This is a genomic window from Nocardiopsis sp. FR4, assembly GCF_009830945.1.
Classification (GTDB): Bacteria; Actinomycetota; Actinomycetes; order Streptosporangiales; family Streptosporangiaceae; genus Nocardiopsis.
In genome coordinates this window covers 72,192-84,429 of sequence record NZ_VWVV01000003.1, presented here as the reverse complement: position 1 = coordinate 84,429, position 12,238 = coordinate 72,192, and the positions used below count along the sequence as shown (strand labels likewise).

Here is a 12,238-nt window from a genome sequence, read left to right as displayed (position 1 = left end):
ACCCGCGGGCCGCGCCCCGGCCTCCGGGCGCCGGGGAACCCGACCGCGCGAATGACGGTCGCGCCCCGTACCGTGGACACGTCGTGCCGTGACGGCCGCGTGCGGAGGGGTTCCCACGGTCCCTCCGCGGGCGGTCCCGGCACCCGGAGACCACCGCGCCCCCGCGCACACCGGTTCCGCCCCCTCGGCCCGTGCGCGAGCGGCTGGCGGCGACCGGCCGCGCCCCGGCGCCACCACGCGACGAGACCAGACCACGACGGACGGCAGGAACCCCATGCAGCCCCCGTACCAGCCCCACCCCCGGGCCGGCCAGCGGGCCGACGGCCCCGCGCAACCGGGCGGGAACGCCCAGCGGGGTCCGGCGACCCCCTATGCCCAGCCCGGGTGGCCGACCCCCTCCGCCCCCCAGGGCCCCGAGGCTCCCCACCCCCAGCCCGGGTGGCCCGGCGGGAACGCCCGGCAGGGCCCGGTCCTCAAGGCCCCGCCCTTTCCCGCCGCCCCCGCCCAGGGCCCGGTTCCGGGTCAGCAGGGCTACCCGGGGCACCCCGGCCCCCACGCCCCGCGGGGCCCCTGGCTGCCTCCGGTGCTCAGGGACCCCGGCGAGTGGAACCCCGCCCGGCCCGAGGTCGGCCGGCCCGAGCTGGGGCTGCGCTTCGTGGCGAGGCTGATCGACACGATCCTCTTCGCCGTCGTCTGGTACCTGATGATGATGCTGGGAACCGCCATCAGCATGATCGTGGGCGGCGGCGTTCTCGAGGGAGCCGCCGAGGCGGTCTTCGCCGGGACCTACGTCTTCAGCTTCTTCCTGCTGCCCATCCTGCTGGAGTGGCTGCAGACCCTCCTGTGGGGCCGGTCGGTCGGCAAGATCATCTTCGGCCTGTGGGTGGTGCGGGCCGACGGGAGCGGGAGGGTCACCGCGGGCCGCGCGCTGGTGCGGGCGCTGCTCTACGCCCCCGGGCACACCAACCTGGTCAACTGGGTGCTGCCCTGGTCCCTCACCAACGTGCTGTGGCCCCTGCGGGACAAGACGCTCCAGCGGTGCCTGCACGACAAGGCCGCGGGCACGGTGGTCGTCCAGGTGCGCCGCTAGGCGAGGCGGCGCACCGGTCCCCGGGCCGGGGATCCGGGCCGGAGATCCGGGCCGGGCGCGCGTCACTCCCCCTCGGCGTCCCCCAGGCCGAAGAAGGGCAGGCACGGCTCCAGACCCGTCACGGTGACCGGAACACGGCGGTGCGCCTCCCAGCCCTCCCTGGTCAGCCGGTAGCGGTTCTCCACCGCCCTGCTGCCCCGGAGCTCGATCAGGTTGATCCCGTCGGGCCGGTACCCCAGGCGTTCGGAGACCCGCTCCGAGGCCCGGTTCCCCTCGATGGCCGCTGACACCGCCGCCACGGCTCCCAGGCCCTCGAAGGCCAGGTGCAGCACGGCCGCCCGCATCTCGGTGCCGATGCCCCGGCCCTGGTGGGCGCGGCCCAGCCACGAGCCGGTGTCCACCTGCCGGGTGGCCGGGAACCGCCTTCCCCGCATGTCCTGGACGCCGACCACGGAGCCCTCGTGGACGACGACCAGGTTGAGCCCCCAGTCCTCGGGGGTCCACGAGGCCAACTGCCCGAGGTTGTGCTGCACCACCCCGAGGGCGAGCCTGTCCGGAGGCTGGTCGGTCCACGGTTCGGCGAACGGCATCGTGTCCGGGTCGTGGATCCCCCCGAGGGCCGCCTCGGCCAACTGGCCGAGGTCCTCGTAGGACGGGATCCGCAGCTCCAGGCGCGGCGTGCGCAGGCGCAGTCCCAGCGGCGGGAAGTGATCTGTGAGCATGGGCTGATTCTCCGTAGCCCGCTGCCGCGCTGTCACCCGGTTTTCCGGTTCCGGAACCCGGTCGCACCGCGGCCGCCCCGGAGGGCTCAGCCGGTGCCGCGCAGCTCCACCAGGAGTTCGGCCAGGGCCGCCGGGGCCTCTTCCGGTGCCGTCTCGCGCACGCTCCACCCGCGCAGCCGCGACAGCCGCGCCGTGTGCGCCAGCGCGGGATCGGTGAGCAGGTAGCCGCACGGCGCGTCCGGCCAGTCGGAGAGCATCGGCAGCGGCTCGGTCCGGTAGCCGGCGGGTGTGTCCGGCCCGGCCGCCGCGGCGCCCTCGGGGCTCTGCGACCGGAGGATCTCCTCGCGGGTGGGGCTGCCGGGCTGGGGCAGGTAGGAGTCCACCAGCACGTAGCCGAACACCGGCCGGTGCGCGGCCCGCTGCGCCTGCCCGACCGCGCCCAGCAGCGGCCCGGCCCCGCCCTCGGCGACCAGGGCGACCGGGGTGTCCGGGGCGACCAGGCGGTTGATCTCCAGGCTGGCGCGGGCGACGTAGCGGGCCGCGTGCGGCGGGTGCTCGTCGCCGCCCACCTCGGGGCGGACGGGGGTGAGGCCGCGCGCGGGCAGCCGTTCACCCAGGTGCGGCAGCCGGGTGGGGGCGCCCAGGGTCGGGGGGAGCAGGACGGCGATCACGCGGGGGCGCCTCCCCGCGTCTCGTCGCGCACCCACTCCAGGTAGGCGGGGTTCCCGCCGGTGACGGGCACGGCGACCACCTCCGGGACGTCGTAGGGGTGCACGGCGCCGAGGTGCGCCACGAGCTCGTCCAGGCGGTCGGCGGCGGTCTTGATCACCACCGTCCACTCCTCGTCGGCCTGGACCCGCCCCTCCCAGCGGAAGTAGCTGGTGATCGGCCCGCCCACCTGGGCGCAGGCGGCCAGGCGGTGCTCGATCACCGACCGCGCCAGGTGTTCGGCGCCGTCCCTGGTGTCGACGGTGGTCTCGACCCGCACGGTGGTCCCGGGGTGTGGCACGGCCGTCCCTTCCGACTTCGACCCGGGTGCCTCGGTGCCGTCCGTCCCACCCGGTGTTCTAGGCTCGATGATCATGAGCGAACGTGATGAACTCCTGCGTCGGATCAACGATAAGGCGGTCGTGCGCGGGAAGGTGACCCTGTCCTCGGGTATGGAGGCCGACTACTACGTCGACCTGCGCCGGGTCACCCTGGACGGGGAGGCCGCGCCGCTGGTCGGTTCGGTCATGTTGGACAACGTCGCGGACCTGGAGTTCGACGCGGTGGGCGGCCTGACGCTCGGCGCGGACCCGGTGGCCGCCGCCATGCTGCACGCCGCGCACGCGCGCGGGCGCAGGCTGGACGCCTTCGTGGTGCGCAAGGCGGGCAAGGCGCACGGGCTGCAGAAGCGCATCGAGGGTCCCGACGTGCGCGGGCGGCGCGTGCTGGCCCTGGAGGACACCTCGACCACCGGCGGCTCGGTGATGACGGCCGTCGAGGCGCTGCGCGAGGCGGGCGCCGAGGTGGTGGCGGTCGCGCTGATCCTGGACCGGGGCGCGCGCGAGCGGATCACCGGGGAGGGGCTGGAGTACCGCGCGGTGTACGACGTGTCCGACCTGGACATCTGACCGGTGGCGCGGCGTCGGTCCGGACGGCCGGCGCCGGAGCGCGGATCCGCCGCGCGGACCGCGGGGGCGGTTCCGCCCCGGCCCGCCGGGCCGGAGGCGAACGGGAGGGTCTAGCCCTCGACCGTGAAGCTGTGGCCGGGTTCCTCGTCGGAGATGTCGCGCTGCTCGCCGTGGACGTAGACCTCCACGGCGGCGGGGTCGCCGATGGTGACCTCCAGGCCCTCGTCGGCGTTGACGTAGTTGACCGACTGTCCCTGGCTCAACTCCTGGTCGAGCAGGACGTCGCCGCCGGGGACGCGGACGAAGACCTCGCTGGACTGGCCGATGACGCGGATGTAGAGCACACCCATGTTGTTCGGTTCCTCGCCGTCGGAGACGGTCTCGGAGGAGCTGGCGCTGACACCGGTGCCCGGAAGCGAGCGGTACAAGAAGAATCCGCCGAGGGCCAGGAGCGTGACCAGGAGCACGACGGCCCCGACGATGGCCATCACCTGGCCAACGCCGCGAGGATCATTCCTATGCCTTCCCACGGCGTTGAATGTAGCGCGTATCACGGCAAAAAGCGACAGCAGTCGCCCGAACGCTCCCGACTCACCACAATTCGTCCGTGCAGGAAGCGGAGGGTCCGCGCCCCGTCGCCGCGTGTGCGCGACGGCGGGACGGAGGGGCCGCCCCCGGCTCCCCGGCGGACGACCGCGGGCAATCTGGTCTAGACCTTTTCAAGGGCTCCGGGTATTCGGGATACTTGGACGACACCTGGTGGACACGTCCGGCCGCACGGCCCCCGCGGGGGCCGTCCTCCGAGGCCCGGGCGCCACCGGGGCAACGCACGTGGGGTGCCGTCGGCCAGGCCGGCGGCCGCTCGCTCCAGGCCGAACCCAGGGAGAGTCCAGCATGCCCATCGCCAGCCCCGAGGTCTACACCGAGATGCTGAGCCGCGCGAAGTCCGAGGGCTTCGCCTACCCGGCGATCAACGTGACCTCCAGCCAGACGCTGCACGCCGCCCTGCGCGGCTTCGCCGAGGCGGAAAGCGACGGCATCGTCCAGATTTCCACCGGTGGCGCGGAGTTCCTGTCCGGGGCCACCGTCAAGGACATGGTCACCGGCTCGGTGGCCTTCGCCGAGTTCGCCCGCGTCGTGGCCGACAAGTACCCGGTGAACATCGCCCTCCACACCGACCACTGCCCGAAGAACAAGCTGGACGGCTTCGTCCGCCCGCTGCTGGAGATCTCCAAGGAGCGCGTGGCCAGGGGCCAGGAGCCGCTGTTCCAGTCCCACATGTGGGACGGCTCGGCCGTCGAGCTGGAGGAGAACCTCCAGATCGCCGAGGAGCTGCTCGCCTCCTCCAAGGCCGCCCGCACGATCCTGGAGATCGAGGTCGGCGTGGTCGGCGGCGAGGAGGACGGCATCGTCGGCGAGATCAACGAGAAGCTGTACACCACGCCGGAGGACGCCCTGCGCACCGCCGAGGTCCTGGGCCTGGGCGAGAAGGGCTACTACATGACGGCCCTGACCTTCGGCAACGTGCACGGCTCCTACAAGCCGGGCTTCGTCAAGCTGCGCCCGGAGGTGCTCAAGAACGCCCAGGACGCCGTCGCCGAGAAGTACGGCAGGGCCAAGGCGTTCGACTTCGTGTTCCACGGCGGCTCCGGCTCCACCATGGAGGAGATCCACGAGGCCATCGAGTACGGCGTGGTGAAGATGAACGTCGACACCGACACGCAGTACGCCTACACCCGGCCCGTGGTCGACCACATCATGAAGAACTACGACGGCGTGCTGAAGATCGACGGCGAGATCGGCAGCAAGAAGGCCTACGACCCCCGCGCCTACGGCAAGGTGGCGGAGGCCGGCATGGCCGCCCGCGTCGTGGAGGCCGCCCAGCACCTGAAGTCCGCCGGCAACAAGATGAAGTAGTCGCCTCCCGGCTCCCCGTGGTGCCCGGCGGCCTCGGCCGCCGGGCACCGCGCGTGTCCGGACCGGGTCGGGGCCCTCTCCCCGCGCCGCGCCTTGTCCTCATCTTCCACAACAAAACGCCGCCAAATACCCCAAAACAATATTCCGAGGTTATCCACAGCCCCGTTTCGCGAAGAGGCCCTGAGAAATATCCTGAAGGCCCTCACCCCCCGAAACGGAAGAAGAACCAGTGAAGGACGACAGCAGGAACGGAATCGGAACCGCGCGCATTCTCGCGCTCGGAATACTCGCACTGGGCGCGGTGCTCGTGGGGTCCTCGGCGGCGGGGACGGCCTGGGCCACCGGAGAGGACGCCGCGGCGCGCTCGGCCGCGGCGTGCGGCCTGGGCGCCGACAACCCCACCAGCTCGGGCAACTCCCTGTCCGGAACCGGGACGCGCACCGGATGCGGCGGCACCGCCACCCTCACCGTCCAGGTGCGCAGGCACCGCACCGCCTGGCCCGACCGGGTCGTGGCCGAATCCCGCCGCAGCGGTTTCGGGAACGGCAGCCTGGCCGCCCACGGAAAGTGCGACGGAAACGGAGTCTATTTCACCGAGACGCGCAGCTCGACCGGAAACAGGGTCACCTCCGGAAGGGTCAACCGATGCTGAACCGGAGCGGGCGGACCCGCACACGCGCCCGGACCCGCACCCGGGCGGAGCGGACCTGTCGCACGGTGCGCGGAGCGCTCCCGCGGCGGGGCCGCACGGACAGCCCGACGCGCCCCCGTGCGGGGAGGAGCGGGTGGTCCCATGCGCGTCACCGCTGAGCACCTGGAGTTCGGTTACCGGGGCCGCGGCAAGGCCCTCGGAAGGGCGCCCGGAAAGGACCGCGGACGGGTCCTCGACGACCTGTCCTGGACCGTGGGCCCCGGTGTCACGGGGCTCCTCGGCCCCAACGGCTCGGGCAAGACCACGTTCCTCTCACTCGTGGTGACCCTGCTCCCTGTCCGCCGGGGGCGTCTCCTGATCGGCGGGCACGACCTGTCCACCGCCTCGGGCCGCGCCGGAGCGCGGCGGGTGCTGGGCTTCCTCCCCCAGCGCTTCACCCTGGCCGGGGAGCTGACCGTGGCGGACACGATCGCCTACGCCGCGTGGGCGCACGGTGTCGACCGCCGCGCGTGCGCGGACGCGGCCGGGTGCGCCATGGAGCTGGTCGGGCTGGCCGACCTGGCCGGCCGCCGCACGCGCACCCTCTCCGGGGGCGAGCGCCGGCGGGTGGGCATCGCCGCCGCGCTCGCCCACGACCCCCGGGTGCTGGTCCTGGACGAGCCGACCGCGGGGCTGGACCCCGGACAGCGCCTGCGCGTCCGCGAGGCCGTCGCCCGGCTGGGCCGGGACCGGACCGTCCTGGTCTCCACCCACCTGGTCGAGGACGCCGCGCACCTGTGCGACGGCGTCGGCGTCCTGGCGGGCGGGCGGATCGGGTTCCACGGCACCTTCCCCGAACTGGAGGCGCTCACGGCGGACGGCTCCGGCGGCAGCGCCTCCGGCTCGGGGTTCGAGCGGGCCTACGACCGGCTGGTCGCACGGCTGGGGGAGGGTTCGTGAACACCGCCTCCTCCCGGATCCCCCGGTCTCGGCCGCGGGCGGCCCCCCGGCCGGCGCGTCCCGCCGGTCGGAGGGCGCCCGGGTCCGCCGTCCTCGGCCGGGTGCGCTTCCGTGCGCTCCTGTGGCCGGTGCCGCCGGTCCTGGTCCTGGTCCCGGCCGCGCTCATCCTGGTCCTGACCCTCGCCGACACCTGGGGCCGACTCGGCTGGCGGGCCCTGGACTGGGTGTACCTGTCCTCGCAGGTGGGCGCCCAGGCCAGGCTGCCGGTCACGGTGGCGGCGGGGGCGGCGGCCCTGGTGGCGGCCCGGCTCGTCCGCCCGACGCTGGTGTTCGCCCAGCCCTGGCAGCCCCGGACGGGGCGGGACCTGCCCCTGCGGCACGCGATGGTGGTCACGGGCTGGTGCCTGGGCGCCTATCTGGCGGGAATGCTGCCGCTGACCGCCGCCGTGGCCGCGGCGGGCGCGGGTTCTCCCGACCCGGTGGCCGTCCTGGGAGCCCTGGCGGGGTTCGCGGCCCTGACCCTGCTGGGCTACCTGTGCGGTGTCCTGGCGCGCGGCCCGCTCGGCGTGCCGGTCGCGGTCGGCGCGGTGTTCCTTCTCACCAGCCTGCCCCTGGTCGCCGACCCCTGGGCCGCGCTGTCCCTCCAGCTGCCCTTCTCCCCCTTCCTGGGGGTACGCGAGTCCGGCCCGCTGGGCGCGTACCGCCTGGGGTTCCTCCTGCTGTCGGGAGTCGCGGTCGGCTGGACGGCGGTGTGGCTGACGGGCGCCCCGAGACGGCTCTCGGCGGTGCACGGGACGGCCGTCGCCGCGGTGGCGGTGGCCGCGGTACTGCCGCACCTGCACCCGTTCCCCCTGGTGGTCCCGGACCCGGAGGCAGCCGAGGTCTGCGCGGAGCACGCGGGCGTGCGCTACTGCGTGCACGAGGGGCACGCACGCGAACTCGCCGCCGTCACCGCGCTGGCCGCTCCGGTGTTCGCGGCGCACGGGCTGGCGGAGGCAGCCCCCGGGCAGGTCCGCGACCTGAGCCTGGCCCGGGGGGAGGAGGGGCCGTTCGACGGTCCCGACGAGGACGTGCTCTGGCTCTCCGTCCACCCCGGCTGGAACCCCGGGCACGAGGTTCCCGCGGCCGTCGCCCACGGGCTGGTACCCGATGTCCGGCGGTGCGGTTCCGACGGCGTGGCCAGCCGGGAGGCGGGCGCGGGGCCCCGGGAGCGGCGGGCCTCCGTCGTGGTGGACCTGGAGGCCTGGCTCGCCGCGCAGGCCCTCGACGGTGGTGTGCACGGCGACAACCTCTTCGCCGGCGCCGGGCCAGAGCGGGTCCGCGCGTGGATCCGCCACGACCACCGGCGCCTCGCCGCGTGCGAGGTGGACCCCGGGGAGCTGCCGTGGCGCACGTGATCTGGCGCCTCTCCCTGCTCCCGATGGCGGGGGCCCTGGCCGCCGCCGTCGTGGCTGCGGCGCTCGGCCTGGCCGCCCAGGGGGTCGTGCTCCCGGTGGCGGTGTCCGACCGGCCCCACGGGGAACAGCGCATACCCGTCGTGGAGCTGCTGTGCGTGTGCGCGGCCACGGCGGGCGCCTGGTCCACCCGTCCCCGGCTGTGGGCCTGGGAGCGGCTGGGCGGCGCCCGCACACGCGTGCGGGCGGCCGTGGTGGCGGCGTTCGGCGTGGGCCTGCCGGTCGCGGCGGGAACCGCGGTCGTGCTGACCGCCGCGCCGCCCGCGGAGAACACCGGGTCGCTGGCGGCCAACCTCCTGCTGGGCGCCTCCGCCGTGTACCTGCTGGCGCCCTTCGCGGGTGCGGTGCCCTCGGGCCTGACCGTGCTGGCCGGGGTCCTCCTGGGCGCCGCGGCCTGCAACGCCGTGCCGGGGCTGAACCGCGTGAGCCCGTACGCCTACGCCGGAACCGACGGGTGGGTGGCCCCCGACCTCCTGGCCGCCGGGGTGGTGCCCGCCCTGGCCGCGGGCGCGGCGGTGGCGGCGCTGGGGGCGCACGCCCTCACCCGGGGCGCCACGGCGCGCGCCTCCCGGGCCGGGGAGGAGTCCGGATGAGTCGCGGCCCCAGTGGCAGGATGGGGGCATGAACCTGCACCAGAACCTCCTGAACGAGCCGCCCGAGACACGCCTGGCCGACAACCCCGAGGCCCGCGAGGCGCTCGCCGCGGCCGACGACCCCACGCCGGTGGCCGGGCGCTTTCCGGAGTACTCGGCCGCGTGGGCGCGGCTGGCCGAGCTGGCCCTGGCCGACGGCCAGCCGGTGACCGCCTACGCGTACGCCCGCACCGGTTACCACCGCGGCCTGGACCAGCTGCGCCGCTCGGGCTGGAAGGGCCACGGCCCGATCCCCTGGGAGCACGAGCCCAACCGGGGCTTCCTGCGCTCCCTGCACGCACTGGGCCGGGCCTCCGCCGCGATCGGCGACACCGAGGAGGCCGAGCGCTGCGCGACCTTCCTGCGCGAGTCCAGCGCCGAGGCGGACGAGGCGCTCAACGGCTGATCCGGGACACGGCCCGGTGCCGCTCCGGGCCTTCCGCCGCGCGTGGGCGCCCCGTTGCGCGGGCGCCCCGGCGCCCCACTTAACCCGGATGCCCAGGTCGTGTACCCTCAATACGCAACGGCCCCTGTCGCAGCCTTGCGCCAGGGGTTTTCCGTGTTCGGGGCCGGAAAAGCCCCGGTCAGGTGTCGAGCGAAGAGGTAGAGACCAATGCCGGCGATCACGCTCGTGGGTGCCCAGTGGGGCGACGAGGGCAAGGGCAAGGCCACCGACCTTGTCGGCGACCGCGTGGACTACGTGGTGCGCTACCAGGGCGGAAACAACGCCGGCCACACGGTGGTCATCGGAGACCAGAAGTACGCGCTCCACCTGCTCCCCTCGGGCATCCTGTCCCCGAACGTGGTGCCGGTCATCGCCAACGGCGTGGTCATCGACCCCGGGGTGCTGCTGGAGGAGCTCCAGGGGCTCGACGAGCGCGGCGTGGACACGTCCCGCCTGCTCATCTCGGCCAACGCGCACCTGATCATGCCCTACCACCGGGCCCTGGACAAGGTCAGCGAGCGCTTCCTGGGCAAGGGCAAGATCGGCACCACGGGCCGCGGCATCGGCCCCACCTACGCCGACAAGGTCTCCCGCCAGGGCGTGCGCGTCCAGGACATGTTCGACCCCAAGATCCTGCGCAAGAAGATCGAGCTGGCGCTGAACGACAAGAACCAGCTGCTCACCAAGGTGTACAACCGGCGCGGCCTGGAGGCCGAGCCGATCATCGAGGAGTACCTGGGCTACGCCGAGCGGCTGCGCCCCTACGTCGCCGACACCGCGCTGATCCTCAACAAGGCGCTCGACGAGGGCAGGACCGTGTACCTGGAGGGCTCCCAGGGCACCCTGCTGGACATCGACCACGGCACCTACCCCTTCGTCACCTCCTCCTCGCCCACCGCGGGCGGCGCCGCGGCCGGTTCGGGTATCGGCCCCACCCGCATCAGCAAGGTCGTGGGCATCCTCAAGGCCTACACCACCCGCGTGGGCTCGGGCCCCTTCCCCACCGAGCTGCTCGACGAGCAGGGCGAGTGGCTGCGCAGCCAGGGCGGCGAGTACGGCGTCACCACCGGCCGCAACCGCCGCTGCGGCTGGTTCGACGCACCCATCGCGCGCTACGCCACCCGGATCAACGGCATCACCGACTTCTTCCTCACCAAGCTCGACGTGCTCACCGGCCTGGAGCGCATCCCCGTGTGCGTGGCCTACGAGGTCGACGGGGTCCGCCACGACGAGATCCCCATGACCCAGACCGACTTCCACCACGCCACGCCGGTCTACGAGTACCTCGACGGCTGGACCGAGGACATCACCGAGGTCCGGAGTTTCGACGAACTCCCCAAGAACGCGCAGACCTACGTGCGTACCCTTGAGGAGATGGCCGGAGCCCCGATCTCCGCCATCGGTGTCGGTCCGGGCCGCGACCAGACCCTCGAGCTGCGTTCCCTGGTCTGACACCACGTCTGTCCGCCTTCAACACGAAGAGGCCCCCAGTAGTGAAAGCCCTCGTTCTCGGCGGCGGAGGCCGCGAGCACGCCCTCGTCCGCGCCCTGTCCCTGGACCCGGGTGTCACCAGCATCCACAGCGCCCCCGGCAACCCGGGCATCTCGGAGCTGGCCGAGAACCACGTCATCAACGTGACGGACGGCCTGGCCGTGACGGAGCTGGCCGCGCGCATCCGCGCCGAGCTGGTCGTGATCGGCCCGGAGGCGCCGCTGGTCGCCGGTGTGGCGGACGCGCTGCGCGACCGGGGCATCCCGGTCTTCGGCCCCGACCAGGAGGCCGCCCGCCTGGAGGGCTCCAAGGCCTTCGCCAAGGAGGTCATGGAGGCCGCCGGCGTGCCCACCGCCCGGGCCCGGGTGTGCCGGACGGCCAGCCAGGTGTCGGAGGCGCTGGACGAGTTCGGCACCCCCTACGTGGTCAAGAACGACGGTCTGGCCGCGGGCAAGGGCGTCGTGGTGACCGAGGACCGCGCGCTCGCCGAGCGGCACGCCCGCGAGTGCGGCCGCGTGGTGATCGAGGAGTTCCTCGACGGCCCCGAGGTGTCCCTGTTCGTGCTCAGCGACGGCCTGCACGCGCTGCCGCTGCTGCCCGCGCAGGACTTCAAGCGCGCCTATGACGGCGACCAGGGCCCCAACACGGGCGGCATGGGCGCCTACGCGCCGTTGCCGTGGGCTCCGGCGGGCCTGGTGGACGAGGTCATGGAGTCGGTCGTGCGGCCGACCCTGGTGGAGATGAACCGGCGCGGCAAGCGCTACCAGGGGCTGCTGTACGTGGGGCTGGCCCTGACCTCGAAGGGTCCCCGCGTGGTGGAGTTCAACGCGCGGTTCGGCGACCCCGAGACCCAGGTGGTCCTGGACCGGCTGGCCACCCCGATCGGCGCGGTCCTCCAGGCCACCGACACCAGCGGCCTGAAGGAGATCGGCTCGCTCCAGTGGAGACCGGGCGCCGCGGTCACCGTGGTGGTCGCCGCCGAGAACTACCCGGGCGACCCGGTCCGGGGCGACGTCATCGGAGGGCTGGAGGCGGCGAACGCGCTGGACGGCGCCTACGTGCTGCACGCGGGCACCGCCTGGGAGGGCACGGACGGCGTCAAGGCCAGCGGCGGACGGGTGCTGAACGTGGTCGGTACCGGCGCCGACCTGCGCCAGGCGCGGGAGCGGGCCTACCGGGCCGCGTCGCTGATCGAGCTGCGGGGGTCGTTCTACCGCACCGACATCGCCGAGCGGGCCACGGCCGAGCTGTAGCCGGGCGGCGGCCGAGGGCGGGCACGA

At 73.9% G+C, this 12,238-nt stretch carries 14 protein-coding genes; 10 read left to right on the top strand and 4 right to left on the bottom strand.

The genetic code is table 11. The annotated features are described in order from the left end of the window. The first annotated feature begins 274 nt into the window (after positions 1-274). On the top strand, positions 275-1,090 hold the full coding sequence (locus FYW95_RS28695) for an RDD family protein (RefSeq protein WP_159941634.1): 816 nt from the start codon (positions 275-277) through the stop codon (positions 1,088-1,090). Positions 1,091-1,152: 62 nt separating this feature from the next. Here FYW95_RS28695 and FYW95_RS05100 read toward each other — a convergent pair whose 3' ends face one another. The 3 genes from FYW95_RS05100 to cutA all read right to left on the bottom strand — a co-directional run bounded on the left by FYW95_RS05100 (position 1,153) and on the right by cutA (position 2,821). Next, positions 1,153-1,812, bottom strand: a complete 660-nt coding sequence (locus FYW95_RS05100; protein ID WP_159941633.1) for a GNAT family N-acetyltransferase — start codon at positions 1,810-1,812, stop codon at positions 1,153-1,155. Between the two features lie 86 nt (positions 1,813-1,898). Next, a complete protein-coding gene (locus FYW95_RS05095) occupies positions 1,899-2,483 on the bottom strand; it encodes a hypothetical protein (protein ID WP_159941632.1) in 585 nt (194 codons plus the stop codon). After that, on the bottom strand, positions 2,480-2,821 hold the full coding sequence (gene cutA, locus FYW95_RS05090) for a divalent-cation tolerance protein CutA (RefSeq protein ID WP_159941631.1): 342 nt from the start codon (positions 2,819-2,821) through the stop codon (positions 2,480-2,482). The genes FYW95_RS05095 and cutA overlap by 4 nt, the downstream gene beginning before the upstream one ends. Positions 2,822-2,894: 73 nt before the next feature. Here cutA and pyrE point away from each other — a divergent pair, with 73 nt between their 5' ends. Beyond that, the gene (gene pyrE / locus FYW95_RS05085; protein WP_159941630.1) at positions 2,895-3,428 is read left to right on the top strand and encodes an orotate phosphoribosyltransferase; all 534 of its coding nucleotides are present in this window, start codon (positions 2,895-2,897) and stop codon (positions 3,426-3,428) included. 110 nt (positions 3,429-3,538) lie between these two features. Here the strand turns inward: pyrE and FYW95_RS05080 are convergent, their stop codons facing one another. Then, complete coding sequence (locus tag FYW95_RS05080) at positions 3,539-3,916, bottom strand: RodZ domain-containing protein (RefSeq protein ID WP_159941629.1); 378 nt, start codon at positions 3,914-3,916, stop codon at positions 3,539-3,541. A gap of 406 nt (positions 3,917-4,322) precedes the next feature. Between FYW95_RS05080 and fbaA the strand changes: the two genes are divergently transcribed. The 8 genes from fbaA (at position 4,323) to purD (ending at position 12,211) form a co-directional block, all read left to right on the top strand. Beyond that, a complete protein-coding gene (gene fbaA, locus FYW95_RS05075) occupies positions 4,323-5,345 on the top strand; it encodes a class II fructose-bisphosphate aldolase (protein WP_159941628.1) in 1,023 nt (340 codons plus the stop codon). Between the two features lie 229 nt (positions 5,346-5,574). After that, positions 5,575-5,997 (top strand): hypothetical protein, encoded by a 423-nt coding sequence (locus FYW95_RS05070; protein ID WP_201294701.1) that lies wholly within the window; start codon positions 5,575-5,577, stop codon positions 5,995-5,997. Between the two features lie 141 nt (positions 5,998-6,138). Next, a complete protein-coding gene (locus FYW95_RS05065) occupies positions 6,139-6,936 on the top strand; it encodes an ATP-binding cassette domain-containing protein (protein WP_159941627.1) in 798 nt (265 codons plus the stop codon). A 101-nt stretch (positions 6,937-7,037) separates the two neighbouring features. Then, complete coding sequence (locus FYW95_RS05060; RefSeq protein ID WP_160050046.1) at positions 7,038-8,333, top strand: ABC transporter permease; 1,296 nt, start codon at positions 7,038-7,040, stop codon at positions 8,331-8,333. After that, positions 8,321-8,983, top strand: coding sequence for a hypothetical protein (locus FYW95_RS05055; RefSeq protein ID WP_236567676.1), 663 nt, complete (start codon positions 8,321-8,323; stop codon positions 8,981-8,983). The genes FYW95_RS05060 and FYW95_RS05055 overlap by 13 nt, the downstream gene beginning before the upstream one ends. Positions 8,984-9,011: 28 nt before the next feature. Then, on the top strand, positions 9,012-9,428 hold the full coding sequence (locus FYW95_RS05050; protein WP_159941625.1) for a DUF3151 domain-containing protein: 417 nt from the start codon (positions 9,012-9,014) through the stop codon (positions 9,426-9,428). A 207-nt stretch (positions 9,429-9,635) separates the two neighbouring features. Further along, positions 9,636-10,919, top strand: coding sequence for an adenylosuccinate synthase (locus tag FYW95_RS05045; RefSeq protein WP_159941624.1), 1,284 nt, complete (start codon positions 9,636-9,638; stop codon positions 10,917-10,919). 41 nt (positions 10,920-10,960) lie between these two features. Further along, a complete protein-coding gene (purD, locus tag FYW95_RS05040; protein ID WP_159941623.1) occupies positions 10,961-12,211 on the top strand; it encodes a phosphoribosylamine--glycine ligase in 1,251 nt (416 codons plus the stop codon). Positions 12,212-12,238 lie beyond the last annotated feature (27 nt).

Coding starts and splice junctions, on each gene's coding strand:
- FYW95_RS28695 (WP_159941634.1), top strand. CDS start 275: ATGCAGCCCCCGTACCAGCCCCACCCCCGGGCCGGCCAGCGGGCCGAC.
- FYW95_RS05045 (WP_159941624.1), top strand. CDS start 9,636: ATGCCGGCGATCACGCTCGTGGGTGCCCAGTGGGGCGACGAGGGCAAG.
- fbaA (WP_159941628.1), top strand. CDS start 4,323: ATGCCCATCGCCAGCCCCGAGGTCTACACCGAGATGCTGAGCCGCGCG.
- pyrE (WP_159941630.1), top strand. CDS start 2,895: ATGAGCGAACGTGATGAACTCCTGCGTCGGATCAACGATAAGGCGGTC.
- FYW95_RS05050 (WP_159941625.1), top strand. CDS start 9,012: ATGAACCTGCACCAGAACCTCCTGAACGAGCCGCCCGAGACACGCCTG.
- FYW95_RS05100 (WP_159941633.1), bottom strand. CDS start 1,812: ATGCTCACAGATCACTTCCCGCCGCTGGGACTGCGCCTGCGCACGCCG.
- FYW95_RS05080 (WP_159941629.1), bottom strand. CDS start 3,916: ATGGCCATCGTCGGGGCCGTCGTGCTCCTGGTCACGCTCCTGGCCCTC.
- FYW95_RS05065 (WP_159941627.1), top strand. CDS start 6,139: ATGCGCGTCACCGCTGAGCACCTGGAGTTCGGTTACCGGGGCCGCGGC.